The 25,376-nt window shown below is 63.9% G+C and carries 25 protein-coding genes and 1 tRNA gene; 12 read left to right on the top strand and 14 right to left on the bottom strand.

Annotation, left to right across the window (positions count from 1 at the left end; all coding sequences use genetic code 11):
- Positions 1–158: 158 nt before the first annotated feature.
- Positions 159–1,955, bottom strand: coding sequence for an adenylate/guanylate cyclase domain-containing protein (locus N551_RS0102030; protein ID WP_027565526.1), 1,797 nt, complete (start codon positions 1,953–1,955; stop codon positions 159–161).
- A 246-nt stretch (positions 1,956–2,201) separates the two neighbouring features.
- On the opposite strand from N551_RS0102030, the gene N551_RS0102025 reads away from it, so the two are divergent.
- Complete coding sequence (locus N551_RS0102025; RefSeq protein ID WP_027565525.1) at positions 2,202–2,834, top strand: LysE family translocator; 633 nt, start codon at positions 2,202–2,204, stop codon at positions 2,832–2,834.
- 6 nt (positions 2,835–2,840) lie between these two features.
- On the opposite strand, the gene N551_RS0102020 is transcribed toward N551_RS0102025, so the two are convergent.
- Entirely contained in the window at positions 2,841–3,593 is a 753-nt protein-coding gene (locus tag N551_RS0102020; protein ID WP_027565524.1) for a sulfite exporter TauE/SafE family protein, read from the bottom strand.
- 89 nt (positions 3,594–3,682) lie between these two features.
- On the opposite strand from N551_RS0102020, the gene N551_RS0102015 reads away from it, so the two are divergent.
- On the top strand, positions 3,683–4,573 hold the full coding sequence (locus N551_RS0102015) for a LysR substrate-binding domain-containing protein (protein ID WP_027565523.1): 891 nt from the start codon (positions 3,683–3,685) through the stop codon (positions 4,571–4,573).
- 42 nt (positions 4,574–4,615) lie between these two features.
- Here the strand turns inward: N551_RS0102015 and N551_RS0102010 are convergent, their stop codons facing one another.
- From N551_RS0102010 to N551_RS0102000, 3 genes are all read right to left on the bottom strand, one after another.
- Positions 4,616–5,581 carry a tripartite tricarboxylate transporter substrate binding protein gene (locus N551_RS0102010; protein ID WP_027565522.1) on the bottom strand — a complete coding sequence of 322 codons (966 nt, stop codon included), beginning with the start codon at positions 5,579–5,581 and terminating at the stop codon, positions 4,616–4,618.
- 75 nt (positions 5,582–5,656) lie between these two features.
- Positions 5,657–6,439, bottom strand: coding sequence for a histidinol-phosphatase (gene hisN, locus N551_RS0102005; RefSeq protein ID WP_027565521.1), 783 nt, complete (start codon positions 6,437–6,439; stop codon positions 5,657–5,659).
- A gap of 537 nt (positions 6,440–6,976) precedes the next feature.
- On the bottom strand, positions 6,977–7,867 hold the full coding sequence (locus N551_RS0102000; protein ID WP_027565520.1) for an N-formylglutamate amidohydrolase: 891 nt from the start codon (positions 7,865–7,867) through the stop codon (positions 6,977–6,979).
- A gap of 403 nt (positions 7,868–8,270) precedes the next feature.
- On the opposite strand from N551_RS0102000, the gene cpdR reads away from it, so the two are divergent.
- The 7 genes from cpdR to N551_RS0101965 all read left to right on the top strand — a co-directional run bounded on the left by cpdR (position 8,271) and on the right by N551_RS0101965 (position 11,169).
- Positions 8,271–8,630 carry a cell cycle two-component system response regulator CpdR gene (gene cpdR, locus N551_RS0101995; RefSeq protein ID WP_007597092.1) on the top strand — a complete coding sequence of 120 codons (360 nt, stop codon included), beginning with the start codon at positions 8,271–8,273 and terminating at the stop codon, positions 8,628–8,630.
- A gap of 74 nt (positions 8,631–8,704) precedes the next feature.
- A tRNA-Val gene (locus N551_RS0101990) sits at positions 8,705–8,779 on the top strand.
- A 140-nt stretch (positions 8,780–8,919) separates the two neighbouring features.
- A complete protein-coding gene (locus tag N551_RS0101985) occupies positions 8,920–9,135 on the top strand; it encodes a DUF2945 domain-containing protein (protein WP_027565519.1) in 216 nt (71 codons plus the stop codon).
- 6 nt (positions 9,136–9,141) lie between these two features.
- Entirely contained in the window at positions 9,142–9,678 is a 537-nt protein-coding gene (locus tag N551_RS0101980; protein WP_027565518.1) for a DUF488 family protein, read from the top strand.
- Between the two features lie 118 nt (positions 9,679–9,796).
- Complete coding sequence (locus N551_RS0101975) at positions 9,797–10,270, top strand: L-2-amino-thiazoline-4-carboxylic acid hydrolase (protein WP_027565517.1); 474 nt, start codon at positions 9,797–9,799, stop codon at positions 10,268–10,270.
- 14 nt (positions 10,271–10,284) lie between these two features.
- Positions 10,285–10,527, top strand: coding sequence for a hypothetical protein (locus tag N551_RS39165; protein ID WP_027565516.1), 243 nt, complete (start codon positions 10,285–10,287; stop codon positions 10,525–10,527).
- 105 nt (positions 10,528–10,632) lie between these two features.
- Positions 10,633–11,169 carry a RidA family protein gene (locus N551_RS0101965; protein WP_245287719.1) on the top strand — a complete coding sequence of 179 codons (537 nt, stop codon included), beginning with the start codon at positions 10,633–10,635 and terminating at the stop codon, positions 11,167–11,169.
- Between the two features lie 68 nt (positions 11,170–11,237).
- Here N551_RS0101965 and N551_RS0101960 read toward each other — a convergent pair whose 3' ends face one another.
- Positions 11,238–12,329 (bottom strand): enolase C-terminal domain-like protein, encoded by a 1,092-nt coding sequence (locus N551_RS0101960; protein WP_027565514.1) that lies wholly within the window; start codon positions 12,327–12,329, stop codon positions 11,238–11,240.
- Positions 12,330–12,505: 176 nt separating this feature from the next.
- Between N551_RS0101960 and N551_RS0101955 the strand changes: the two genes are divergently transcribed.
- The gene (locus N551_RS0101955; protein ID WP_027565513.1) at positions 12,506–14,068 is read left to right on the top strand and encodes an adenylate/guanylate cyclase domain-containing protein; all 1,563 of its coding nucleotides are present in this window, start codon (positions 12,506–12,508) and stop codon (positions 14,066–14,068) included.
- 222 nt (positions 14,069–14,290) lie between these two features.
- Here the strand turns inward: N551_RS0101955 and N551_RS0101950 are convergent, their stop codons facing one another.
- The 4 genes from N551_RS0101950 to N551_RS0101935 all read right to left on the bottom strand — a co-directional run bounded on the left by N551_RS0101950 (position 14,291) and on the right by N551_RS0101935 (position 18,157).
- Positions 14,291–15,517, bottom strand: coding sequence for an ABC transporter substrate-binding protein (locus tag N551_RS0101950; protein ID WP_027565512.1), 1,227 nt, complete (start codon positions 15,515–15,517; stop codon positions 14,291–14,293).
- Positions 15,518–15,795: 278 nt separating this feature from the next.
- Entirely contained in the window at positions 15,796–16,725 is a 930-nt protein-coding gene (locus N551_RS0101945) for an alpha/beta hydrolase (protein ID WP_027565511.1), read from the bottom strand.
- Positions 16,726–16,859: 134 nt separating this feature from the next.
- Positions 16,860–17,354, bottom strand: coding sequence for a hypothetical protein (locus N551_RS0101940; RefSeq protein WP_027565510.1), 495 nt, complete (start codon positions 17,352–17,354; stop codon positions 16,860–16,862).
- Between the two features lie 233 nt (positions 17,355–17,587).
- Positions 17,588–18,157: an alpha-ketoglutarate-dependent dioxygenase AlkB gene (locus N551_RS0101935; protein ID WP_027565509.1), complete on the bottom strand. Its 570-nt coding sequence runs from the start codon at positions 18,155–18,157 to the stop codon at positions 17,588–17,590.
- Positions 18,158–18,236: 79 nt separating this feature from the next.
- Here N551_RS0101935 and N551_RS38610 point away from each other — a divergent pair, with 79 nt between their 5' ends.
- Entirely contained in the window at positions 18,237–18,377 is a 141-nt protein-coding gene (locus N551_RS38610; RefSeq protein WP_007597071.1) for a hypothetical protein, read from the top strand.
- On the opposite strand, the gene N551_RS0101925 is transcribed toward N551_RS38610, so the two are convergent.
- The 3 genes from N551_RS0101925 to N551_RS0101915 are packed head-to-tail and all read right to left on the bottom strand — an operon-like array spanning position 18,374 to position 22,176.
- The gene (locus N551_RS0101925) at positions 18,374–19,960 is read right to left on the bottom strand and encodes an ATP-binding protein (RefSeq protein ID WP_027565508.1); all 1,587 of its coding nucleotides are present in this window, start codon (positions 19,958–19,960) and stop codon (positions 18,374–18,376) included. The genes N551_RS38610 and N551_RS0101925 overlap by 4 nt on opposite strands.
- The gene (locus N551_RS0101920; RefSeq protein ID WP_027565507.1) at positions 19,957–20,661 is read right to left on the bottom strand and encodes a response regulator transcription factor; all 705 of its coding nucleotides are present in this window, start codon (positions 20,659–20,661) and stop codon (positions 19,957–19,959) included. The genes N551_RS0101925 and N551_RS0101920 overlap by 4 nt, the downstream gene beginning before the upstream one ends.
- A 12-nt stretch (positions 20,662–20,673) precedes the next feature.
- The gene (locus tag N551_RS0101915; protein ID WP_035961016.1) at positions 20,674–22,176 is read right to left on the bottom strand and encodes a DUF4173 domain-containing protein; all 1,503 of its coding nucleotides are present in this window, start codon (positions 22,174–22,176) and stop codon (positions 20,674–20,676) included.
- Positions 22,177–22,363: 187 nt separating this feature from the next.
- Between N551_RS0101915 and N551_RS0101910 the strand changes: the two genes are divergently transcribed.
- A complete protein-coding gene (locus N551_RS0101910) occupies positions 22,364–23,707 on the top strand; it encodes a glycoside hydrolase family 3 N-terminal domain-containing protein (RefSeq protein ID WP_027565505.1) in 1,344 nt (447 codons plus the stop codon).
- Here N551_RS0101910 and N551_RS0101905 read toward each other — a convergent pair.
- Entirely contained in the window at positions 23,704–25,323 is a 1,620-nt protein-coding gene (locus N551_RS0101905; RefSeq protein ID WP_027565504.1) for an ABC transporter substrate-binding protein, read from the bottom strand. The two genes, N551_RS0101910 and N551_RS0101905, sit on opposite strands and share 4 nt — an antisense overlap.
- Positions 25,324–25,376 lie beyond the last annotated feature (53 nt).

Below are 25,376 nucleotides of genomic sequence, written 5' to 3'. Positions count from 1 at the left end.
ACGGCGAATCGTGAAATACAGACGCGGCGATAGAGCGCGGAAAGTCCTGACAAGCCGACAACACATTATACTACTTCAGCGTGTAGCGGAGTGTGGCTGAATTCACTGTCGTGTCAATAAAGGCGGAGGGGACATCGCCGCGTGGCCGCGGCTGGCCCTCAGGATTCGGCGACGCGTTTGACGTCGCTCGAAACCAGGGTCAGTTTGCCGAGCGGTACGCCCGCATTCAAGAGTCCGGCGCGGTAATGGGCGAGGTCCTCGGGCCGCTTCCAGTGGAAATTGCGCAAATGACGGTCGACATTCAGGGTCGGGTAGTTACCCACGAGCACGCGGGTCGCCTCGACCGCCTCGTCGCCCCGCCCCAATTGCGCCAGCGCCGCGGCGCGGATTGCCAGCGCCTGCAAATGGTTCGGGTTGATGTAGAGCTGTTCTCGAGCCCATGACAGGGTCGCGTCATATTGGCCCAGCAGATAGTGGCTGAAGGCGTTCAGCGCGGCCCATTGGTAGCGCGGATCGCTGTTGTCGCGCTGTGCGGCCAGCGAGAACAGCTCGATCGCCTCGCGGTGCTCGCCGATGGCGAAATGGCAGATGCCGAGCACGCCGCGCGCGCCGTTGTCGTAGGGGTTGAGCGCGACGGCGCGCTTGGCGGCGTCCATCGCGGCCTCGTAATGGCCCTCCAGCGCGTGGGTCCAGGACAGGATCGAGAACGCAAATGACGAGCGCGGATCGAGCCGGACGCTGGTTTCGGCAAGCTTCATCGCTTCGGCCCACATCTCGCGCGTGCCCTTGACCCAGCCGAACTGGATGCTCTGGATCTGGATCGTGGCGAGATAGGCGTGCGCAATCGACAGCTTGGGCTCGAGCCTGATGGCCTCCCGGAACAGGTCGACGGCGATGGCCAGGTCTTCCTTGGTTTGCCGATAATAGTGCGACAGCCCTTTGAGGAAGCGGTCCCAGGCGGTGACGTCGGTCGAGAGCCGCGCCGGCGCCGAGGCCTCGGCCCGGACGATCTCGGTGGCGATGGCGGCGGACAGGTTGGTGGTGATCTCGTCCTGCATCGCGAAGAGATCGCCGATGTCGCGGTCGTAGCGGCCAGTCCAGAGCTGCTCGCCGGTCTCCGGCGCGATCAGCTCGGCGGTGACGCGGATCTTGGCTCCGGCACGCCGCACCGAACCTTGGATCAGATAGCTAGCGTCGATCTCCCGCGCGATCAGGCGGGTGCTGACGTTGTTGCCCTTGAACACGAAAGTCGAGTTGCGGCTCAGCACGCGGTAAAAGGATTGCAGCGACAGCGCGTGGATCAGATCCTCGGTCAGGCCGTCGGAGAAATACTCGTCCTGGGCGTCGCTGAGATTGGCAAAGGGCAGCACGCCGACGATCGCGGTGCGGTACTGCTGCGAGAGGGCGGATGCCTCCCTCAGCGCGGGCGCAAGCGCCGGTGCACCCTCAGGTGTCCAGGTCCAGACCCCGATCGGATCCTTGATGTTCTTGAAGCGGTGGTTGCCGGCATCGATCAGCGGCACGGTGAGATGCTTGCCGGTCTCCTTGTAGGCCTTGGCCGAGATCGCGAAGCCCCCGGGGCTCGCCACGGCTTCGAGGCGGACGGCAATGTTGACATCGTCACCGAACACCTCGTCCTCGTCGGCGATGACGTCACCCATATGAATCCCGAGGCGGAATTGCATGGCGCGATCGGCGGGCAGATGGTGATTGCGTTCCGCCATCAGCGTCTGCATCGCGATCGCGGCCTCGGTGGCGCCGACAATCGAGGGGAATTCCAGCAGGAAGCCGTCGCCGGTGTTTTTGACGACGCGGCCGCCGTGATTGAGGATGATGGGGTGGATCGCGCTGCGATGGGCCTTGAAGGCGGCATGGGTGCCGGCCTCATCGGTGCCCATCATGCGCGAATAGCCAGCGACATCGGCGCAGACAATGGCAGCCAGACGTCTTTCCATATTCCGGAGCTCCAAGAGACTTGCAAGAGACTTGGAAGAGATCGAGGACCGGCCACGGCGTCGCAGTCGCCTCGAATCCCGCGTTCAAAGAACCCGTTCCTTATAGAGCAGATGAGGCCGAGCGAAAGTACGAACCGCATTGCAAATTCGAGGTAAATCCTCGGCAATCCCGGCAGTGGACGGGGACGAGCGAACCCACTAAGCCGGCCTCTTGGGCCATGGTTGGGCGACGGAGGCACGTCACACATGCTGGGCATTCACGAAATCTGGCTCTTCGTCCTGTCAGGCGTGCTGCTCAACATCACGCCGGGGCCTGATACGGTCTACGTGATCGGTCGCAGCATGCAGCTGGGCTGGCGAGGTGGCGCCGCGGCCGCGCTGGGCATCAGTTGCGGCTGCTTTTTCCACGTCGCGGGCGCGGCAATCGGCCTTTCGGCCCTGCTGATGGCCTCATCGACCGCGTTCTCGATCCTGAAGCTGGCCGGAGCGGCCTATCTCGTCGTGACCGGGCTTCAGATGCTGTGGTCGCGCCCGGTGCTGGCCTCGGCCATCGACGAGCCGGTGCAGAGCTCGCTGCGGCGGGTTTTCCTCCAGGGCGTCTTCACCAACGCGCTCAATCCCAAGGTCGCGCTGTTCTTCCTGGCCTTCCTGCCGCAATTCGTCGCAGCCGACTCGGCCCACAAGCCGCTCGCCTTCCTGACGCTCGGCCTGATCTTCATCTGCACGGGAACGCTGTGGTGCCTGGTGCTGGCGGCGTTCGCGGCAAAGGCCGCCCACCGCTTGCGGAGCTCCGAAGGCGCGGTCGCCTGGGTCAACCGTGCCCTCGGCGGCCTCTTCATCTATCTCGGCATTCGCGTCGCCATGCTGGAGACGCGGTAACGTCCTTTACGCGAATTCCTTCAGCAGCGCGCTGCCGGCGAGATAGAGGCCGAGCAGGATCATCGCGATCAGGAACCAGCGGCGAAACGCTTCCGCCGGCATCCGCGCCCGCACCGTTTGGCCGATATACATGCCGGCAAACGCGCAGGCCATGCCGACGGCGCCCGGCACCGCGTTGGCCGGCGTCAGCAATCCGCCGGCGGTGAGGTTGAAGGCGAGCGCCAGTGTCGCTGTCGTGAAAAACACGCCGAGCGCCTGCACCAGCTCGTCCTTCTCCATGCCGATCGCCTGCATGAACGGCATCGAGGGGATCACCTGCACGCCGGTCGAGGCCGAGATCACGCCGGTGACCAAGCCGACCACGCCGCCGACCCATTTCTCGTTCTTTGGCGCCACGTGAAACTGGAATTTGTTCAGCCCGATGATTGCGTAGATGACCAGGAGTGCGCCGAGCACGATCGTGCCGTAGCGCGCATGCGGACCGGTGAGCGCGCCGGCATTGAGCCAGCACCCGATCACGGTGCCGATCATCAGTGGCCACAGCCGCCTCAGGATGTCGCGCAAATGGGGGCCGACGAAAGTCTGCCAGATGTTGGTGAGGATGGCGGGTACGATCACGATGGCGATCGCGCGGCTTGGCGTCATGCTCACCGCGAGCAGGCCCATGGACACGGTCGGCAGGCCGAGTCCGACCACGCCCTTGACGAATCCGGCAATCAGGAAAACGGCGGCGATGAGAACGAGGAGCGGGTCGATCATATCTGCACATTGACCGATGCCGCGCTTCGGCACAATCTGTAGCTTACGGAGAAAACCTTCGTCTGGAACGAAGGCTGAAGGGACCCGGGATGCGCTTCGACCTCGTCGACCTCCAGCTGTTCATCGCGGTCGCCGACCAGCGCAGCATCACCCGCGGCGCGGAGCGGTCGCATCTGGCCCTGGCCTCGGCCAGCGCGCGCATCAAGGGGCTGGAGGATGCACTCGGCGTCGCGCTGCTCAAGCGCGGGCGCCGCGGCGTCGAATTGACCGCGGCCGGCGAGAGCCTGCTCGATCACGCCCGTCTCGTCATCCACCAGATCGACGCCATGCGCGGCGATCTCGCCGGCTTTGCCAGCGGCGTGCGCGCGAGCGTGCATTTCCTCGCCAATACCTCCGGCCTCTCGGAGCATCTGCCGAAGGCGCTTGCCGGCTTCCTGCGCGAGCACCGCGACGTCGCCATCGACATCGAGGAGCGCGAGAGCACTGACATCGCGGCCGCGATCACTGCGGGCGCGGCCGATCTCGGCTTTGCCGCCGAGCACGCGCTGCCCGATCATATCGAGCGATTCGCCTTCAGCGAGGATCGCCTGACGCTGGTGACGTCCAGGCGCGGCCCGTTCGCGGGCCGCCGCGCGATCGATTTCCAGGAGGCGGGTGCTTGCGAGTTCGTCGGGCTGACCAGCGCCACCGCGCTTCAGGTGCATATTTCGAAGCACGCCGCCCGGCTCGGCATGCGGCCGCATTACCGCGCGCGCCTGCGCGACTTCGACGCGATCTGCCAGATGGTCGCCGCCGATGTGGGCGTCGCGCTGGTGCCCGAAGCCGCGGCCCGCCGCTGCGCAAAACTGATGCCGCTCGCCATGGTCCGCCTGCGCGATAGCTGGGCCAACCGCAAACTCGTGATCTGCGCGCGAAGCTTCAAGACGCTACCGCGCCCGGCCAAGATGCTGGTGGAGCATTTGCGGGCTGCGGCGGTGTGAGCTCCAAGATTTCCCCGCCCCTTCAGGAGGGGCAAGACACAGTTACTTCGCCGTCTCCACGCCAGCGTCCTTGATCACCTTCGCCCATTTCTTGGTCTCGTCTGCGATGAATGTGCGAAAATGCTCCGGCTCATCGCCGACCAGGGTGGCGCCCTGGGCGGCAAGCTTTTCCTTCACCGCGGGATCCGCCATCGCCTTCGTGGCCAGACCATGCAGCGCGGCGACGATCTCCTTCGGCGTGCCCTTCGGCGCGACCATGCCGTACCAGTTCTCGATGCGCAGATCGGCAAAGCCGGCTTCCGCGGTGGTCGGCACATCAGGCGCGGTCGGCGAACGCTCGGCGGAGCCAACTGCGATCGGTCGCAGGGCGCCCGCCTTGACCTGCGGCAGCAGCACGGGGAGGTCCAGGAACGTCATCTGCACCTGCTGGCCCAGCAGATCGTTCACGGCCGGCGCCGCGCCGCGATAGGGCACGTGCACGATGTCGATTTTGGCCGTCAGCTTGAACAATTCACCGGCGAGATGCGGCAGGCTGCCGGGGCCGGAGGAGGCGAAGTTGAGTTTTCCCGGCTGCGCCTTGGCGAGCGCGATCAATTCGCCGATGTCCTTTGCGGGCACATTGGTCGCCACCACCAACATTTCCGGCACGGTTGCGACCAGCGTCACCGGCGTGAGGTCATTGAGCGTATCGTAGGCGACCCGCTCCATGCTCGGGCTGATGGCGAGCGCGCCGGCCGAGGAGATCGCGATGGTATAGCCGTCAGGTGCGCTCTTGGCGACCGCGTCAGTACCAAGCACGCCGCCCTGGCCGCCGCGATTGTCGATCAGCACCGGCTGCCCTGACAGCTCCGACATGCGCTGGCCGATCACCCGCGCGATGATGTCGTTGGGGCCGCCGGCCGGGAACGGCACGATCAGCTTGATTGGCTTGGCCGGGAAATTCTGGGCGCAGGCCAGGGTCGGAAACAGAAGCAAGGCCGCGAGAAGGAGCGTGCGCCGGTTGGTCATGCAGGCTCCCTGAAGCATGATCCGGAAAAGTGTGCAGCGGTTTTCCGAGAGGATCATGCGCAAACAATAAATCGCCTATCCGTTGAGCAGTTTCAGTGCTTTTTCGTGAACCCTGGCGTCGCCGGCCGCGACGATGCGGCCGCCGCCCTGCGCCGGCTTGCCTTCCCAGGTGGTGACGACGCCGCCGGCGCCGGTCACGATCGGAATCAGGGCTGCAATGTCGTAAGGCTTCAGCTCGGTCTCGACCACGAGATCGACGTGACCCGCCGCCAGCATGCAATAGGAGTAGCAGTCGCCGCCATAGCGCGACAGCCGCGCGCCCTTCTCGATGCGGCCGAAGATGGCGCGGTCGCGCTCGTTCATCAGCAGCGGGCTGGTGGTGTAGGTCGTCGCCTCCGACAGCGAAGCACAGCGCCGGACCTGGAGCCGGCGCTCGCCGGAGGGGCCATTATAATGAGCCGAGCCGCTGTCGCCGGAAAAGCGTTCGCCGATGAAGGGCTGGTGCATCATGCCGTAGACCGGCGTGCCCTTGTGCAGGAGCGCGATCAGCGTGCCCCAGATCGGAAAGCCGCCGATGAAGGATTTGGTGCCGTCGATGGGGTCGAGCACCCAGACGTAATCCGAATCCTCGCGCTCGTTGCCGAATTCCTCGCCGACGATGCCGTGCTGGGGAAAGTTGGCCTTGATCAGACGCCGCATCACCGCCTCCGCGGCGCGGTCGGCCTCGGTTACGGGGTCGAAATCCTTGGTCTTGCTCTTGTCCTCGATCGACAGCGAGGTGCGGAAGAACGGCAGGATGGTTTCGCCGGAGGCGGTGGCGAGCCGTCCGATGAAGGCGGAGAAATCGATCACCGTCACGGCGTATCCTCAAAAAGCGAAAGTCGGGTGAAGCTCACTCCTGCCTAGCTCAAATCGGAAGGATCGTGCAGCGCTGTCTTGCTTTTGCACCCTGGTATTTTGGATGCGGGAAGCGTTCGCCTCGTCAAAGACACCGCTGGGCAAATATCGATCATTGAGTTGAAACCTTAGTTCCGGATCTGCCTCGTTGGTATGCAAATGATTATCAACCCATTGAATTTACTTATCAAAGGAACTGAATCCGGGTTTCTCTGGAAGCAACCGAGCTATGTCCTCATTGCATGGGAAACCGCTCGAAAGCCCTTGCACTTTGTGCGTCGCGGCCGCATATTGTTGCGGTGCGGTAGCGCTTCTCGCGTTACTGCTGCCCTCCTTGGGCGTTTCCTCCCTAGACTTGGGCCGCTTCTTCATTAGAAGCGGCCCTTTTTTCTTTCAGCCTCTCATTTCTTTAAGCCTTGGCTTTCATTTCAATGCGCGCCGCGAAACGCGCTCGCGCTGATCGCACCCAACACCATTGTTCGAAGAAAAACGTCGCGCTTATTCCGCCGCGGCCTGGAACGGGCCGAGATCGCCGAACGGGACCGTGGTCGCCAGCACGTCGGCGAGCACGCCGAAGTCCGACGCCACTTGCGCAAAGCGCGGACTGCGCTCGCGCCGCCGCTCGTCCATGTAGATCGCGCGGTTGAGCTCGAGCTGCACGGCGTGGAGGCCGCTGGCCGGGTTACCGTAATGCTCGGTGATGAAGCCGCCGGCATAGGGCTTGTTGCGGCCGATCGAATAGCCGAGCCCGGCCATGGTCTCCTCGACCCGGTCGGGCAATAGCGGCGTGCAGCTCGTGCCGTAGCGGTCGCCGATCACGATGTCGGGCCGCCGCGGCTCGTCGCGGGAGACGCCGACCGAGGGCATCGAATGGCAGTCGACCAGCACGACGGTGCCGAACATCTGGTGCACCTTGTTGATCAGCCGGCGCAGCGCGCGATGATAGGGCTTGTACAGCGTCTCGATCCGCCCCAGCGCGTCGTCGACCAGGATGCGCTCGCGATAGATCTCCTGGCCGTCGCCGACCACGCGCGGAATGGTGCCGAGCCCGCCGGCGACCCGCATCGAGCGGGTGTTGGCAAAGCTCGGCAGGCGCCCGGTGAACATCCGGGGATCGAGCTCATAGGGCTCACGATTGACGTCGACATAGGAGCGCGGAAAGTTGACCCGCACGGTCGGAAAGCCGCGCTCGCTGAGATGGCCGATCAGCTCGTCCATGAAGGAATCTTCGGAACGCCGCAGCGTCGGCAGGTCGATCCTGGAGGCGCTGAGGAATTCGTCCGGATAGGTCGAGCCGGAATGGGGCGAGTTGAAGATAATTGGCGCGCGCCATTGCGCGGGCTCAACGATCTCGAAGGCGGGCGACTTGTCGCCGTCAAACCGGGTCATCTTCTCAGGCTTCGTCCCTTGGTGTCAGGCTTCATCCCTTGGCAATCAGGCTTCGCCCCTTGGTATCAGGCTTCGCCCCCTTTGGCGCCGCACGATCCAACAAGCCCAGCACCGGCCTCAACGCATTGATTCGGCCGATCGAGCGGCTCTTATGTGTCGTCATTGTCCGGAATCGCAACCATCCTGCCAAGCGAAAAGATGAGATCTGCGCTGGAACATGTCTTAACCCTGCGGGCAGCGAGGTGGGGACCGGCAGGTACGGCTCGATTGCTTCGTGCCGTATTCCGGTTCACAAGAGTCTGGCAGCGCGAGCTGCGGACGGTAAAGATTTTCACCCCAAATTTACCCTCCGTCGGGCTTAGTGACCTCCGCTGATATCCTCTGGGGATTCGACATTTCCGCCATGCCAAAGATCCTGCTCGCCGAAGACGACAACGACATGCGCCGTTTCCTGGTCAAGGCGCTGGAAAACGCCGGTTTTCAGGTCTCGTCCCACGATAACGGCATGGCCGCCTATCAGCGGCTGCGGGAAGAGCCGTTCGAGATGCTGCTCACCGACATCGTGATGCCGGAGATGGACGGCATCGAGCTCGCCCGCCGGGCCTCGGAACTCGACCCCGACATCAAGATCATGTTCATCACCGGCTTCGCCGCGGTCGCCCTGAACTCGGATTCGGACGCCCCCAAGAACGCCAAGGTGCTGTCCAAGCCCGTGCATTTGCGCGAATTGGTCAGCGAAGTGAACAAGATGCTGGCGGCCTAAATCGGCCCCCTTCCGTCCTTGCACCGGCTCCCGTGAGCCGTTATAGGGACCCGACCCGATCTAGACGACATCTAGGGCGCGTAGCTCAGCGGGAGAGCACTACCTTGACATGGTAGGGGTCACAGGTTCGATCCCTGTCGCGCCCACCACGCTTCGCCTTCGGCTTCGCGTGGCACAGCCAAGACCTCTCGGGCGAAGCGTGTCCGGCGTAGCTCGAAGAGCGTAGACGGACTGGGGCGTTCTGCTCCGCAGCCTGGAACGTCCAGACGCGCTCCCGCATTGGTTCGCCATGCCGAAAGTGTTCAAGCGTGGCGACCATGTCAGCTGGAATTCCGAGGCCGGCCGGGTGCGCGGCCACATCCTCCGCGTGCACACCAAGGACGTCGAGTACAAGGGCTACGTCCACCATGCCAGCCCCGACGATCCGCAATACGAGATCAAAAGCGACAAGACCGATCACGTCGCCTTGCATAAGGGCCGGGCGTTGCACTTGCTCCGGAGCTGACGGGCGATGGCTCACCCATTCTTCACGATCGGCCACGGCACACGTCCAATCGGTGAATTCGTTGTCCTGTTGCAGAGCGTGTCCGTCACGCATCTCGTCGACGTCCGCACCGTGCCCCGCTCGCGCACCAATCCCCAATACAATCGCGAGGCCCTGTCGCAAGCACTCGGGGCCGTTTCGGTCGACTATGAGCATATCGCCTCGCTCGGCGGCCTGCGCAGCCGCAAGCGGGAGATACCGCGCGAGACCAATGCTTTCTGGCAGAACGACAGCTTTCACAACTATGCCGACTATGCGGTGAGCGAGAGCTTTCGCGAGGGGCTCGCGCATCTGCGCGAACTCGGGCAGGCGCAGCGATGCGCCATCATGTGTGCCGAGACGGTATGGTGGCGCTGCCACCAGCGGATCATCACCGATTACCTGCTCGCCGGCGGCGAGAGCGTGTTTCACATTACGGGACCCGGGGAGGTCAAACTGGCCGAGATGAATCCGGCGGCGCACATGATGGCTGACGGCCGCTTGGTTTATCCCGCGGAAAGTTAGCAAATCGTGCTATTCGCGGCTATGATTGCTGCAGTCCGTGATCCTCTGGGGGAGTGGGTTATCGCTACCCGTCACCCATAGGATCTATGATCCTCTTGGTCCGCGACGTGAGTTTGCCATGAGCATTTCCGTGCTCGAACAGGTCAGAATCCAGGCGCAGGTGTTGGTGCCCTTGGTCAAGGCGCTCCAGGCCGAGCTCGGCGAGACGCATGCCAATGCGCTGGTGCGCAAGGCGCTCGGCGATCTCTATCGCGGTTTCGGCGAGGAATTCTGGAAAGCCAAGAACGAGAACAATCTCGGCAAGGCGGTGTCCTCCGCCTTCCAGACCTATGCCCGTGACGACGCGCTCGCTTACAATATTGTCGAGCAGACCGAGGACGTCTTCGCGCTTGATGTGAAGCGATGCGCCTATGCCGAGTTCTACAAGGCGCTGGGCGAGCCCAAGCTCGGCTTTCTCCTGGTCTGCACCGCCGACTTTGCGACCGCCGAAGGTTTCGGCCCCGACGTCGCGCTGACGCGAACGCAGACCATCATGCAAGGCGCTCCGCATTGCGACTTCCGCTACCGGCGCGATCCGGGCGGATCACGGTGAAGGAACTCCGACCCATGCGAACGGGCTGTCTTGCCCTAGCTGTATTGTCGCTGATTGCGTCGCGGGCCGACGCAGCCGCCATCGACTGGCAGGCCGAGCTCCAGCGCTGTCGTGTGCTGCGCGAAAACGTGGCGCCGTTGCTTCAGGCCGGCGAGGGGATCTCGGCGGTCGGCCGCTCCAACAGATCCGTGCGTCGCTGCATATGGATCCAGCGCATGGCGGTACGAAGGAAGATTCCGGGCGCGGAGACGTGGTAACGCGGGCGCCTCTCAGGGGACGCCTCCTTCGGCCCGCGCAGCAGGTCCTTCAATCCGGTCGGATAGCGGCTTGGTGCTGGCCCGAACGTGCCGCCTGGCGCAGCCTTGATCCGTGACTCGCCGCCTGCCATTGTCCGATCCTTCACCGCGGCGGCGAACCTGGCATTCGGCGAAACTGTATCGCTCACCGCGGATGTGGAAAGAAGGCAGGTTACCGAAATGAGCAGCGTGAACAAGCCCGGCGGCAACTACCTGCCGGTGATCATCCATAGTGGAATTGCGTATGTCAGTGGTCAGCTGCCGCGTCGCGGCGAAGACCTGCTGCACTCAGGCAAAGTCGGCGCAGGTGTCGATGTCGCCGCCGCACAGGAAGCTGCTGCACTCTGCGCTGATCTCTGCATTTCGGCCATCAACCACGCAACAGGCGGAGAGGACAAGATCGTCCAGGTCTTGCAGCTCGTTGGGTACATCGCCTCGGCGCCTGGATTTACGCAGCAATCGCAAGTCATGAACGGCGCCTCCGACCGGCTGATCGAGCGCCTAGGTGATCGCGGTCGTCATACGCGTACATCTGTTGGCGTCGCCGAGTTGCCGCGGGGCGCACCGGTCGAGCTGAGTATGATTGCCGCTGTTCGGTCGTAGATGGCATGTTCGCTCGGTGATCGTCAGGTTCCGAAGTTCGCGATGTGATGCGCCGCGACGAACGCGGCCTATTCGACCAGATATTTCTTCACCGCGGCCTCGTCCCACGCAATCCCGTTGCCGGGCTCCTCGTTCGGCAGGGCAAAGCCGTCCTTGATGATCAGCCGCGTCGAGAGCACTGCGTCGGCCCAGTCGACATATTCCAGCCAGTGCGCGGTGGGCGTTACGCAGAGCAGATGCGCGCTGACTTCCGAGAACAGATGCGTCGACATCTCGATCCCGGCGGCATGCGCCAGCGCGGCGGCGCGCAGCCAGCCGGTGACGCCGCCGATGCGCTGCACGTCGGGCATCACGTAGTCGCAGGCTTCCGCCGACAGCGCGGTCTGCATCGCGAAGGCGCTGTCGAAATTCTCGCCGATCTGGACCGGGGTGCGCAGCGCATCCGCGATGCGGGCGCAGCCGGAATAGTCGTCGTGACGAATCGGCTCCTCGATCCAGGTGAGCCCCTCGTCGTCGAGCATCTCGCCGCGGCGAATGGCCTCGCTGACCGTCAGCGCCTGGTTATAGTCGCACATCAAGGTCACGTCGTCGCCGACGGCCTTGCGCACCGCGCGCACCACCTTCAGGTCTTCCCGTGCATCGGGACGGCCGACGCGGATCTTTGCGGCCTGAAAGCCCTCGGCCAGCAGCTTGTGGGCTTCCTCCACCGCGGCACCCGCCGGCATGATGCCGAGCCCCTTCGAATTGTAAGCCCTGACCGGTCTCGGCGCGCCGCCGAGCAGCCGCGCTAGCGGAAGGCCGCGTGCGCGCGCCAGTGCGTCCCATGCCGCCATGTCGATGCCGGATTGTGCCAGCCGCTGCAGGCCGGCGAGCCCCAGCAGGGTGAAGCGCTGGGTCAGCTTGCGCTCGATCTCGAACGGCAGCAGTTCATCGCCCGCGACGAGCTCTGACATTTCCGCGACCATCGCCGTCAATGGCTTCAAGGCCGATGGTGTGATCGAGAACAGATAGGCGTGCCCCCGCACGCCCAGGTCGGTCTCGCAGTCGATCAGCACCAGAGGCGCCTTTGCGACCGCTCCGGTCGAGGTTTTGAGCGGGAGCTTCATCGGCACGATCACGGGGCGCGCATTGAAGCGCTTGACACGGATGGTCTCGGTCATTTGAGGGATCTCCCGGTGGAGTGAATGCAGATTAATGCCGATCTTAAACATTCGCCATGAAACGAAAAGCCGCTTGGCGCGACCACCATAAAATGGGGTTGCGCGGGAGCGCGTTTATTGGCTCTGTTCCGCATCCCCCGAGTTCGAGACAAGAACGCTCATCACGGAGCCAAAGAGTGAAGCAAGAGATCTCCGAAGAACAGCGCAAGAGTGGCATCCTGACCGGTGCCGCGGTCGCCTTCCTCCTGCTCGCCTTGCCGCTCGCGGTGTGGCTGGACCTGACCGAACTCAGCAAGACCGCGCTGCGCCGGCAGGCGATCGACCTGAATTCGGTGATCACGAGCGTGCGCAGCTATTACGCGACCAACGTGGTCGGGCGCATCATCGCCAATCCGAACGGCACGACCAGGGTGGTTCACAACTACGAATCCGTCCCCGGCGGGGTCCCGATCCCGGCCACGCTGTCGCTGGAGCTCGGGCGGGTAATCGGAGCGCAGCAGGAAAACATCACCTACCGTTTCGTTTCGGACTTCCCGTTCCAGAATCGCGCCCCGCACCAGCTCGACAAGTTCGAGAAGGATGCGCTCGAATCGCTTCGCAACGATCCCGAGCAGAAGATCGTCGAGACCGAGACCTCGCTGTTCAACGACAAGGTCCGCTTGATCGCTCCGGTGACGATGGGCCCGGCCTGCGTCAGCTGCCACAACAGCCACCCCGAAAGTCCGAAGAAGGACTGGAAGGTGGGCGACGTCAGGGGCATCCAGGAGGTGATCATCGCCCAGCCGATCGCCGCCAACATCTTCTCGTTCAAATTCCTCTTGGCCTATTTCCTGATCGCGGCCGGCAGCGGCTTGTCGTTTCTCTCGCTGCAGCGCCGTCAGGCGAGCCGCATCAAGGGCATGAACAAGGAGCTCGAATCCGCCAACGACTTCCTCGCCTCACTCTCGATGAAGATCTCGCGTTACATTCCGCCGCAGGTCTACCGAAGCATCTTCTCTGGCCAGAAGGACGTCACCATCCACACCGAACGCAAGAAGCTCACCATCTTCTTCTCGGACATCCAGAACTTCACCGCGACGGCGGAGCGGCTCCAGCCGGAGTTGCTGACCCAGCTCCTCAACGAATATTTCACCGAGATGTCGGCGGTCGCCCACGAATTTGGCGGCACCATCGACAAGTTCATCGGCGATGCCATGCTGATCTTCTTCGGCGATCCCGAGACCAAGGGCGACCGCGCCGACGCCCAGGCCTGCCTCCAGATGGCCTGGCGCATGCAGCACCGCCTCACCGAGCTCAATGCGAAATGGCGCGCCTCCGGCATCGAGCTGCCGTTCAAGGCGCGCATGGGCATCAATTCCGGCTATTGCAATGTCGGCAATTTCGGCAGCAGCGATCGCATGGACTACACGATCATCGGTGCGGAGGCGAACCTCGCCGCGCGCCTGCAATCGATCGCCGAGCCCGGCGGCATCGTGCTGAGCTATGAAACCTTTGCGCTGGTCAGCGACATCGTCCGCGCCCACGCGCTGCCCGCGATCACGATGAAAGGCATCAGCCGCGAAGTGATTCCGTACTCCGTGGATGCGCTGAACGACGCTTCAGTGGAGACAAGCGGCATCATTACCGAGCGTGCCCCCGGGCTGGAGCTCTATCTCGACCCCGCGGTGGTGAAATCCGGCGACGCAGCGCGGGTGCGCTCGCTGCTGGAGAACGCGCTGGCCTCGCTGAAGCCGGTGTGAGGCAGGGCTGTCGCAGTCGCAGTTGAGGTTGTCGAACGTGCTCGGCCTGCATGGTTCGAGACGCCCGCTCTGGCGGGCTCCTCACCATGAGGGTCGGATTTCTCGCTGCGAAAACGCGACCTCATCCTGAGGGCCTGCCTAGGCGGGCGTCTCGAAGGATGGCCGCGGGCGAGCTCCCAGTCACGTTTTCTCCGTGCGCTACCGCTGCCAGCGTGAAGCAACTCACCGCGCCGCGCCTTCCGTAAACGCCGTCTCGATCACGTCGCCGAAGGGTTGCCAGGAACGGCCGTCGAACTGGACCAACCGCATCTGCCTGATCGGCAGGTAGCTGGTCGGCGAGGTGTTCATCCTGATGTTGGGCAGGGCGACCGAGGGCTGATAATTCCTCAGCGAAGCCGCCTGACGCATGATGTTCTCGCGCGATAAATCGTCGCCGCATTGCTTCAGCACCTGCGTCAGCGCCTCGGCCGCGGCGTAGCCATAGAGCGCGGCGCTGTTGTTGGTGCTTTCGTCGTGATGGTATTTGTCCATGAAGGCGAACCAGTCCTTCATGGCGGGATCGTCTTTCCACGCGGGATCGCTCGGATCCTTGAGGAAAGCCGCCGAGATCACGCCGGAGGAATTCTCCAGGCCTGCGGGCGCCATCGCATTTGCGATCGAGGCCGAGGCGTCGTTGACGATGAAGACCGGGCGCCATTTCATTGCCGCCGCCAGCTTGATCACCTTGGACGCCGTCGACGGTACACCGAGAAAGACGAAAATATCTGCGCCGGCGCGCTTGAGGATCGAGACGTGTCCGTCGAGATGCTCATCGGCAATGTCGAAGGCGATGTCGACGAGGACGAGACGGTTCAGATCGCCAAGTCCTTCCTCCATGCCCTTGAGAAGCGCACGCCCGAACTGGTCGTTCTGCCAGAGCACCACGATCTTCTTCCTGGGATAATAGGCCTGAAGATAGTTGGCGTAGATGCGCCCCTCCGACCGGAACGACGGCTGCCAGCCCATGGTCCAGGGAAACGCCTTGGCCTGGCTCAGCTCCTCGTCGCCGGAGGCGACGAACAGTTGTGGGATCTTCTTTGCGTTCAGATACCAGCGCGTGGCGAGATTACCGGGTGTGCCGAACGATCCGAACATCAAATGCACGTCGTCCGTCTCGACCAGATTGCGCGTCAGCTCCAGCGCCGTCATCGGATCGGAATTGTCGTCGCGCGTGATGAAGCGGATCTTGCGGCCGTTGATGCCGCCGCGCGCGTTGACCATGTCGAAATAGGCGGCTTCCGCCTGGCCAATAGCGCCGAACTCCGAGAGCGGTCCCGAATACGGCATGACATTGCCGATACGGATTTCGTTTTCGGCGGTGGATTGATCCGAGTGTTGTTGCTGCGACATCGCTCCGAGCGAGGCCAAGGCGATCATCGAGACGAACAGCATCCTGCCGGTGACGCGCATGCTCAACACCTTGTCGTTGGCCCCCAACGAGGTCGGCTCAGTCCGCAGCAAGGCGAGTTGATCTACGTCAAGCGTTTGTCAAAGCTGTGGCCGGATGGCGCGCTTCGATGCGGCGCGTCGCAGCCCGGGCGAAAGCGACAGGCGTGCTGACGGGCTGCAAGAGGTCGTCATGCCCGGGCTTGTCCCGGGCATCCCCACGTTCTTTGTGCCGCGAGGAAGGCGTGGATGGCCGGGACAAGCCCGGCCATGACGTTGCAGGAGCTGTGTCCGCAACACCGCTACGGCAGACCGCGCGCCTCGAGCTGATGCACCAGCAGCAGCGTCGGCTCGGCGAGGCTGTCGCCGGAGCCGTCGAGGCCGAAGGCGCTGGCGATGCCGTCGCGGCTGCGCAGCAGCGCGCTACGCGGACAATGGCCGGCGCCGCAGAGCGTCTTCTTCAGGATTTCGCCTTGCGCCGTGATGCCGGCGGAATCATCCGCGGCCCAAGCCAGCACGATCGGGACGTCGACATTGAGGATGCCGGGGAAGACCGAGCGCTTGTTGAACTGGCTGGCGTCGCTGCCGAGATAGGCCTTCTCGCTGTCGCTCGCGTCCTTGCCGGCGCGGTAGACCCCGGACACCAGCACGACCGCCGCGACATCGGCCCGGTCGGTCTGGAGTTCGGGATGGGCCAGCAGGGTGGCGACATGGAAGGCGCCGGCGCCGTAGCCGACCGCGACGATCTCGCGGGCATCGCCGTTGAACAGGTCGATATTGCCGTGGACCCAGGACAGCGCCGCCGCCACGTCGCTCGCACCCGCCGGCCACGTCGCCGAGGGCGCCAGCCGGTAGTTGACGCGCACGCCGATCATGTCGTTGCGCGCGGCAAAGCACATGGCCTGGTCCTGGATCTGGCGCGACAGCTCCGGCGCGGCGCGGTCGCCAGTGAAGGTGTCGCCGGTCACGAACAGCAGCACCGGCCGCGGCGTATCCGCCTTGGTCGTAGCGGTGGCGACATCGAGCACATTGGCTTCGCTCTCGCCGTAGCGCAGGCCGCGCGAGAAGGTGACCTGCTCGCACAGCCGCGCGGTGCCGCCTGCGGTGGTGTCGCTGTCGGTGAGGCCGACCCGGACGAGATCGGACGGCGCGGCCGGCGGCATCGGAAGCGGACCGTGTGCGGAGGCTGCCGTCACGCCCAGAATCAGAAAAAATGCGAGAAAATTCTTCATGTCGGTGTTGGCCCTGCGTGCCCGATATGGGCTCGCGCGTTTGGCCCGTCTTTTCAATTCGCCTTATTAGTTAGTTGGTCATGAGGCGATTTCACGGCACCCATGGTTCTCTCGGCGCGTCCTCCACGCGTGGTTCAATTCCCCGGCTGGAACGTGCAATCCGCGCCGCTGCCGTCCTTCCGGCGGATGGCGTTGGGGTCGATCGTGCAACTCAGCTTGGTCAGGCTCTCGAAATTCGATCCTGCGGCGCCGTCGGGCGGAATGCCGGCCAAGGCTTCGGTGGCGAAGATCTCGCCGGCCGTGGAGCCGTTCACCGTCCTGGTCTTCTTGCCGAAGGTGACCTCGCAGTTCCGGATGGTGATGTCCACATTACCGGCGCGACAAACGATTCGATCGGCGGTCACCAGGATCGGCTTCTTGTAGGGAATGTCGCTGTTGGCGGCGAACAGCATCGCCATTGCCTTCTTCTCGGCGCCGGACAGGACCGACGACAGCGGCGCGATCACCCCCGCGAGCGCCAGCGCCGTCGAGCCCGAGACTTTTGCGGGCGTCGCGTCGGATGCATCGGCGACGCCGGAGGCGGTTCCGACAACGAGGGCGCAGGCGAGGATCAATCGACCGGCTTTCATCTTGCCTCCCTGGGCCTGCCATCGCGGCTTCCCTTCCGGGCGGGCGCGTGGAACCAGTTTAGCATGTAAACGCGAATTGGAAGGCAAGTTCGCCGGGCCTTGGGCCTTTGCGCGGTGCGGCTGTTTTGCCCCGAGGTGTCAAACGGTTACGCCGCGGGGCCGAGCCTCGCGCCGACACGGCCGTTCTACTGTGCATGGGGTTGTTTTCGCGTTTTTTTTGTTTGGCCGGCCGGTCAGGCCTGCTTCATCGTCCGCAAGGTGATGGAATAGCGGCGCGCCTCGACCGGCGGGATGCTGTGCTCCCATTGCGACCGCGCCTCGCCGTCCATCATGTAAAGCGAGCGCGGCAAGGCTTCGAGCGTATGGCGCTCCCATTTGTCGCCGCTACGGCGGCGGAAGCGGAATTTGCAGGACGAGCCCAGCGACAGGCCGATGATTTTGTCGAAATGCGGCTTGTCGCGATGCCAGCCGATGCCGACGCCGGCGTCGTATTCGGTGCAGAGCACCTGCCGCACGCTGCCGCCGGCGAGACCCGCCCATGCCTCGACCTGCCGCGCGACAGGAAGCACCCAGTCCGGGATCGGCTCGGCCTCGGCCAGCCGCTGCTCTGTGTAGTCATAGCGATAGCCGAAGGACGCCACCCGGCGGTTGCCCTCGAAGGCACCGAACTGGAAGTGCTGGAGCGGCAATGCTGCGATGCGGCCGATGAGCGCCTGCTCGACGGCGGCCTCAACGAAGTCATCGGCATAGCGAAGGCCGGCAGGCCCTGCTTGCGGATCGGCGAACAAACCAAGCTGCGTCATTCCTCGCATTTCCGTGATGGAACCTAATGGTGGCTGATGCGACTTACATATGACGCGGAAAGTAACGTGCGAGGCTGTCATGGCAGAGAAGCATACCGCCGATCCGGCAGAGATCATGCGGGCGACCGGTCATCCTGAACTGGAATACGCCGCCGGCTGGACCATCGCCGGTCTGGTCACCATCGGCACCATCGTCGCCGCCTGGGTGTTCGCGATCTAGCCCATTGGAAACTGGAGCTCGAACGCCGCGCCCTGATCGGTCGCTTTGAGCCTGATCGAGCCGCCATGGCTCGCCATCACCGCGCGCGCGATCGCGAGACCCATCCCGGTGCCGCCCTGGTCGCGGCGGGTGGTGAAGAACGCGTCGAAGATCCTGTCGCGGTTCGGCGCCGAGATCGGCTCGCCGTCATTGCTTACCGTCAGACGCAGGGTCGTGCGCTCGTCGATCGCCTCCAGGGTGATAGCCCCAGCCTTGTGCCGCATCGCATTGTCCGCGAGATGCGACAGCACGATCAGCGCCTTCTCGGCCGACATGCCGATCATCAGGTCGAGGCTGCCGCTGGCCTCGATCGAGCTCGCCGGAAATCGGCTCCTGAGGTCGGCAATCACGGGCGCCAATTCCGTGCGCTCGTTTTGCGGCAGGCTTTCGGCACGCGCGAGTTCGCGCAGCCGCTGCGCCATCGCTTCCAGCCGCTTTGTGTCGGACAGGATGTTGGCGATGAACGTCTCCTGCTCGGCCGGCGTCAGGCTGCCCGCTTTGCCCTGAACCGAATCCTGCAACAGCTCGGCGGCGCCCTTGATCGAGGTCAGCGGCGATTTCAATTCGTGGGTGAGATGGGCCGAGAACGTCGCGATATAGTCCGAGCGCCGCGCCAGCTGTTCGGCCATGCCGAGGAAGCTGTGTGAGAGCTGCGCGAACTCGCGCGTACCGTAATGTCGGAGCGGCCTGAACGCCTCACGGTCGCCGCGGCCTATTCTGGTGGCGCGATCGATCAGCTCGCGCATCGGCAGCGTGATGGTGCGCGAGAATACGAGGCCGATCGCGATCGTGCCGAGAACCACGGCGAGCCCCGCCAGCACGAACTTGGCCCGCTCCTGATAGAGATGGTCGAAGATGTTGCTCGGCGTCCGCGTCGTGTAGATCACCCCCGCGACGCGGTTGTTGACGATGACAGGCATTGCCGAAAACACGTGGACGCCGAGGCCGCGGCTGAAGGAATAGATCGACGGCGGCGGCTTGTCGGGCACGCGGTTGCGCAAGGTGGCGCGGTATTGCCCATGCAGCGCGTCCGCGACCTCCTCGATGTGGGCGAGCGACTGCCCGACCTCCTGCCGCCCGGCGATCACCACGCCTTGCGGATCGAGGATGCGAAAGCCTGCCAGCGTCACCTTTTGGGTCTCGCGGATGATCGGCGTCAGCTTTGCGCCGATCTCGACATAGACGGGCTGCGGCGGCTGTGGAGCGGTTTGCGCCTCTGGCCGCCGCCGCAGCAGGTCGTTGGCGGTGAGGTCAAGCGCGGGACGGATCGGGGTGACCTGGTCGCCTGGATCAGGCAGCACGTTCGTCGGCACCTCGGCGCCGAGCGTGAGGCCCCTATCGAGCCTTGCTGTGACTTCCTGCGCGTAGATCGTCGCGAGCACGCGGCTCTGCGCGATCAGCTCGGCCTGGGTCTGGCGGATCAGCTGGTTGTCGTAGAGACGGAAGAAGAACAGGCCGACCAGCGGCAGCACGCCGACGGTCGCCAGCACCGTGAAGATCACCAGGGTGAGCGACGGCCGCCATTTGTCCGGCGCCGCGCTCATGCCTCTTTCTCGCAGCGGCCGAGCTTGAAGCCCACGCCGTGGATGGTCTCGATGACATTGTCGCAGGCCAGCGCCGCGAGCTTGGCGCGGATGTTGCGGATGTGGCTGTCGATGGTGCGGTCGGAGACCTGGATATTGAGCTGGTAGGCGGCCCGCATCAGCTGCTCGCGATTGAACACCGAGGTCGGCCGGGTCAGGAACGCGCGCAAGATGCCGAACTCGATCGCGGTCAGCTTCAGCGGCGTGCCGGCGAACGACGCGACATGCTGCTCGGGATCGATCAACAGGCCGCCTTGCGCGAGTGCCGACGGCCCCGCCTTGGCCTCGCCATTGCGCGGGCCGAGACGGCGCAGGATGACGTTGACCCGCGCCACCAGCTCGCGCGGGCTGAAAGGCTTCGTCACATAATCGTCGCCGCCGATCTCGAGGCCGAGAATGCGGTCAATCTCCTCGTCGCGGGCCGACAGGAACAGGATCGGCACGTCGGAGCCTTTGCGCACCTCGCGGCAGACATCGAGGCCGTCGAATTCGGGCATGCCGATGTCGAGCACGATCAGGTCAGGCCGGTCGGCGGCAAAGCGGGTCAGCGCCTCCTTGCCGTCGCGCGCCTCGATTACGTCCATGCCGGCTTTCTTCAAGGCGACGCGGATGACCTCGCGGATGTGGCCCTCGTCGTCGAGGATGAGAATGCGATGCGCCAAGAATCTCTCCGCTCAGCCTGCCGGCTGATTGCCGGGCTGGCTTTTGGCCCCAGCATCGAGCCGGCGCTGCAGCCGCCAGCTCCGAAAGCTCCAGGCCCGCCAGACCATGTTCAGCCGCTGAGCTTCTACAAGCCGATCGCGGCGCCGCGCAAGGCAGTCGTCGCCCTTGCGATGGGCTATTACCTTGTCGAGCGCGGGCAGCGCCTGCGGTCCGAGTGTGAGGAGGTAGTCGGTATCGATCATCATGCCCTTGCCCGACATTTCACTGCTGTGCGCCAGATTGTAGTCGGAAATGAACGCGTCGAAGTTCACCAGCGAGACAGTATAGAGCACGATCGCTAACGCGATCAGATTGGCGCCGACAAGCCACCGGTTGGTGTGGTCGAGCGCGATGCGGGCCACGATCAGGATCAGCCCGAGTGCCACCAGCCCCATCCAGATGAAAGCGGCGATGCGCCAATAGGTCAGCATGTACCTGTCGACGTAGAGGTCGAGGCGGAGGATGGAGGACGCGACCAGAAGTACATTCTGCCCGACCCAGAGATAGACCAGCAGCCGGATCACCTTTGATTTTTCGGCCGATCCACCCGGACGCATCGCCACCAGCACGAAGGCGGCGGCGAGCAGGGCGGTGGCGATCAGCGGGTAGGCGCCGCGATGGGCATAGGCGGCATAAGTCATGTTGGCCGGCAGCGCGACATGACCCCAGAGATAGATGCCGTCGAGAATGGACTGCGCCGCGAACAGCAGATTGAACAGGATCAGCGAGCGCAGGATGGTGGAGGGGCCCAGGAACTGAGCCGAGACTTGGGACGGCAGCGGCGGGTGCACGGGGCCATCGACGACCGTCGTGGTGGCAATCGTCCTGCGCCGCCAGCGAACGTGGATGAACGGCCAGACCAGCGCCAGCATCATGGTCCAGAACAGCACGCGCGGGAAGCTGACATAGTCGAGGATGCACTTTGGATTGAGCAGGAACACCCACTGCTCGATCAATGGATTGGCCGCGGCGAACAGTGCGATGAAGACCGTGCTCAGCGCTGCAGGCAGAAACCAGAGTGCGATGCTCCGGGTGAGTGCCGACATGTTGAAGATTTGAAGTGCATCGGGGAAGACCCTGAAGGGATTGATCAGGACAAAGTTTCGCAGCGCGCGGGTGCGGTCGGCGAGCCCGGTCGTCTCCGGATTGGTCGCGAGCAGGAGGGCGACGACCAGCGCTGCCACGAGGATTGGAAACGAGAGCGTGTTGAGCTCTTCCGCGGCCGGAACGAGACCAAGCGCAACGATCGCGCCGCCAATCGCAGCACGCCGATGATCCAGCGTCGCGTGGTTGGCAAGCAGCGAGGCGCAGGCGATCGCGATGGCCATGATCACCAGTGACAGCCCCAATCGCTGCCCGTAGAGCAGAAAGTCGGCGAGCGCGGCGAGCACCAATGCCAACGCGAGCTTTGCCGACAGCGCCGAAGGCCTGATCGGTTTGATTTCCGTCGTCGACGTCGTAGCCAGGCTCGTCATGTCCAAATGGCCTTTCGTGAATGGTGGCATCACGAAGTCTGAACGTCGTTTGTGCAGAAGGCGGGATCGTCGTCTGCACGGCTTCAGGAGTCTTTTGCAGATTATGTGCAGGCGCGGCTTTAGTCCTTACGCGGCGCAAATCGCTTTGATAGGTGCGATGCATACATCACCTTGGGCGTGACGCATCATGCAGCTCCTCAACCGCACCGGTCTCATCCTGCTCTGGCTGGCCGCCCCTCTCGTCGCATTTGCGGCCGCTAACAAGAACGATCCCTATCTGCTCGTGCTGCGCGGCGCCGGAAACATCGCGCTTGTCGTCACAAGCATCGTGATCGTCATCGTGCTGCTGCGCAGGGGACGTTGGTGCACAACCGCCGGCAAGCTGCTCGTCATGCTCTGGTGCGTTCCGCCGCTCCTGATGTCGGCGGCGCACCTGAAATTCGAACTGCGCAAGCACGATGTTCTTGCCGCCAGTGCGGCCGAGGCGGGTCAGCTCGGACCTCACTTCATGGTCGGCTATTCCTCCCTCCCGGAGGTCGCGCGCCTCGCCGAGCAAGGCTTGATCGGCGGTGTCTACGTCACCCGGCACAACATCCGGGGCCGGACAGTCGAGGCGCTGCGTGCCGAGATCGCGGCGCTACAGGACAAGCGGCGCGCCGCCGGCCTGCCGCCGCTGGTAATCGCCGCGGACCAGGAGGGCGGCATCGTCGGGCATCTTGCGCCGCCGCTGACGAAGCTGCCGGCGCTGGCGACGCTTGCCGGGCTTGCCCCCGATGACCAGCAGGCCAAAGCGGCAGAGTTCGGCCGCATCCACGGTCGTGACCTCGCCGGGCTCGGCGTCAACCTCAATCTCGCACCGGTGCTCGATCTCAAGCCGCCGGGCCGGCGCAATCGCCTCGATTTTCACACGTTGATCGGTCAGCGCGCGATTGCGACCGATCCGACCGTCGTCGGCGCGATCGCGAGCGCCTATGTGCGCGGGCTGGAACAATCCGGCGTCGGCGCCACGCTCAAGCATTTTCCCGGCATCGGGCGCGTGCGCACCGACACGCATCATTTCAGCGCCAATCTCGATACGCCGGTGAAGGAGTTGGAAGCAACCGACTGGCTTCCGTTCCGCGAGGTGCTGTCGCATTCGCGCAGCGCGCTCATGGTCGGCCACGTCACGCTCACGGCCGTCGATCCCGATCGCACCGCCTCGCATTCGAAGCGTGTCGTCGAGGGGATTATTCGCGACAAATGGGGCTATCAGGGCGTCGTCATGACCGACGATCTCGTGATGGGCGCGATCTACCAGCACGACGTCTGCCAGGCCGTGGTCGAGGCCATCAACGCGGGCGTCGATCTGCTGCTGGTCGCCTATGACGGCGCGCAGTTCTACCGGATTTTCGCTTGCGCCCTGGATGGATCGCGGCACGGCAAGCTCGATACGGCGATGCTGCGCGCGAGCGAGGCGCGGCTCGCGCAGGGTTTCCCGTCCGAGCAGGCGCGAGCCGTCTCAAGCACCGTCAGCGTCGCCCGCCAAAACTAGCCCTTTACGAACTGCCTGTAGTCAGGCTCGCGATGAAACCAGAATTCGTAGCCGGTGATGCCCTTCTGCATGGCGACATCGTGGATCGGCTGGTTGAGCGGGACGACGGGAACATCGCGCATGCAGAGCGCGATGAAATCCTTCACGGCCTTGTCGTACTCGGCGGCATCCGTGGTGAACCGCGCCTTGTCGATCAGCGCGTCCATTTCCTTGTTCTGGTAGGAGGAGATGTTGAAGATCGAGTTGTTGCCGTGGAAATTCCAGTAGAAGTAATATTCGGGATAATCGAGCCAGCCGCTGAAACGATTCAGCGCGAGCGGCAGCTCCTTCTTGTTCAGCGTGGTGCGCCAGTTCGCGCCGGGAATCTTTTCGATCGCCGCCTTGATTCCGATCTTGGCTAGGCTTTCCTGGATCAGGATGGCGGTCGGCTCGCCGACCGTGGCGGTGCCCGTGTCGAGTGACAACGTCGTCTCCAGCCCTGACTCGAAGCCTGCCTCCTTCATCAGGGCCTTGGCCTTGTCGAGATCGGTGGCGTAGGGAAACGCCTGCGGCCAGACCGGCTTTGAGACGTCCGCTGCTCCGCCATACATGGGCACGGCGCGTCCGAAGAACGCGCTGTTCTGGATCTGCTCATAGGGCATCGCCCAGGCGACCGCTTGGCGCAGCTTCACATTGTCGAACGGCGGCTTTGCGGTGTTGAGCGCGACCGACCAGAGCGCGTTCGGGATCGGCACGCCGGAGACCTTGACCTTGCCCTCCCGAATGATCTGCTCGAAGTCACGCGGCGCGAAGCCGCTGGAGATATCCGCATCGCCTCGTTCCAGCATGGCGCGGCGAGTGCCGGCGGAGGGGACGTCGCGCGCGATCACGCGCTTGAGCTTCGGGAGAGGTCCGCTTTTCCAATCGTCGAAGCGCGCCAGCACGGTCTCACTGCCCGGCTTCCAGCTTTCGATCCTGTAAGCGCCGCCGCCGGCCTCGTTGTTCCTGAGCCATGCCAGTGCCCACGGGTCTTCCGACGTCGCGTTCTTTTTCGCGAGCTCCGAGTTGATGATGAAGGGCACGACCACCGCGACGTTGAACAGCAGCATCTTGTCCTTGCGCACATAGTCGATGCGGAAGGTGTGGTCGTCGACCACGATGAACTGCTCGGACTTTTCCAGCGATCCCGCCGACATCTGGAAGGTCGGAAAGCCGCCGACCTTCACCGCGCGGTCGAACGACCATTTGACGTCTTTCGCCGTGACCGGCGTACCGTCGTGGAATTTGGCGTCCTTCCGTAGCTTGAACGTGCAGGACATGCCGTCGGCTGCAACCTCCCAACTCTCGGCGAGTTCAGGCGCGAGCTTTTCGCGGTCATAAGACAGCGTACCGTCGGGGAAGTTCTTGGAGGCGTAGCTCAGCAGGCGATCGTAGCAATTCCAGGACAGCCCGTTCACGGTCTGGTTGGAGCCGACGCCCTGCATGTCGAGCGAGTTCGGCCCGAGCTCCTGCACCACCAGCAGCGTCTCGCTGCGCCCCTGCGCCGAGGCAAATCGCGGAGCGAGGACGGTCATTCCGGCAAGGCCGAGACCGCCGAGCACGCCGCGGCGGTTTAGGTTGAAAGATGATGCGCTCATGGGAGCCTCACTCTTGAGAGATTTGCACCCTAAAGAGGCAAGGCGCATGCCAT

This window comes from Bradyrhizobium sp. URHA0013 (assembly GCF_000518345.1).
Taxonomy (GTDB): Bacteria; Pseudomonadota; Alphaproteobacteria; order Rhizobiales; family Xanthobacteraceae; genus Bradyrhizobium.
The sequence above is the reverse complement of the archived record's forward strand: the minus strand, read 5'-3'. Positions and strand labels throughout refer to the sequence as shown.

Coding starts and splice junctions, on each gene's coding strand:
- N551_RS38610 (WP_007597071.1), top strand. CDS start 18,237: ATGGCAGAGAAGCATACCGCCGATCCGGCAGAGATCATGCGGGCGACC.
- N551_RS0102015 (WP_027565523.1), top strand. CDS start 3,683: ATGCGCTTCGACCTCGTCGACCTCCAGCTGTTCATCGCGGTCGCCGAC.
- N551_RS0101950 (WP_027565512.1), bottom strand. CDS start 15,517: ATGCGCGTCACCGGCAGGATGCTGTTCGTCTCGATGATCGCCTTGGCC.
- N551_RS0101980 (WP_027565518.1), top strand. CDS start 9,142: ATGGCTCACCCATTCTTCACGATCGGCCACGGCACACGTCCAATCGGT.
- N551_RS0102000 (WP_027565520.1), bottom strand. CDS start 7,867: ATGACCCGGTTTGACGGCGACAAGTCGCCCGCCTTCGAGATCGTTGAG.
- N551_RS0101985 (WP_027565519.1), top strand. CDS start 8,920: ATGCCGAAAGTGTTCAAGCGTGGCGACCATGTCAGCTGGAATTCCGAG.
- N551_RS39165 (WP_027565516.1), top strand. CDS start 10,285: ATGCGAACGGGCTGTCTTGCCCTAGCTGTATTGTCGCTGATTGCGTCG.
- N551_RS0102025 (WP_027565525.1), top strand. CDS start 2,202: ATGCTGGGCATTCACGAAATCTGGCTCTTCGTCCTGTCAGGCGTGCTG.
- N551_RS0101915 (WP_035961016.1), bottom strand. CDS start 22,176: ATGACGAGCCTGGCTACGACGTCGACGACGGAAATCAAACCGATCAGG.
- N551_RS0102030 (WP_027565526.1), bottom strand. CDS start 1,955: ATGGAAAGACGTCTGGCTGCCATTGTCTGCGCCGATGTCGCTGGCTAT.
- N551_RS0101925 (WP_027565508.1), bottom strand. CDS start 19,960: ATGAGCGCGGCGCCGGACAAATGGCGGCCGTCGCTCACCCTGGTGATC.
- N551_RS0101945 (WP_027565511.1), bottom strand. CDS start 16,725: ATGAAGAATTTTCTCGCATTTTTTCTGATTCTGGGCGTGACGGCAGCC.
- N551_RS0101960 (WP_027565514.1), bottom strand. CDS start 12,329: ATGACCGAGACCATCCGTGTCAAGCGCTTCAATGCGCGCCCCGTGATC.
- N551_RS0101910 (WP_027565505.1), top strand. CDS start 22,364: ATGCAGCTCCTCAACCGCACCGGTCTCATCCTGCTCTGGCTGGCCGCC.
- N551_RS0101940 (WP_027565510.1), bottom strand. CDS start 17,354: ATGAAAGCCGGTCGATTGATCCTCGCCTGCGCCCTCGTTGTCGGAACC.
- cpdR (WP_007597092.1), top strand. CDS start 8,271: ATGCCAAAGATCCTGCTCGCCGAAGACGACAACGACATGCGCCGTTTC.
- N551_RS0101905 (WP_027565504.1), bottom strand. CDS start 25,323: ATGAGCGCATCATCTTTCAACCTAAACCGCCGCGGCGTGCTCGGCGGT.
- N551_RS0101935 (WP_027565509.1), bottom strand. CDS start 18,157: ATGACGCAGCTTGGTTTGTTCGCCGATCCGCAAGCAGGGCCTGCCGGC.
- N551_RS0102020 (WP_027565524.1), bottom strand. CDS start 3,593: ATGATCGACCCGCTCCTCGTTCTCATCGCCGCCGTTTTCCTGATTGCC.
- N551_RS0102010 (WP_027565522.1), bottom strand. CDS start 5,581: ATGACCAACCGGCGCACGCTCCTTCTCGCGGCCTTGCTTCTGTTTCCG.
- N551_RS0101975 (WP_027565517.1), top strand. CDS start 9,797: ATGAGCATTTCCGTGCTCGAACAGGTCAGAATCCAGGCGCAGGTGTTG.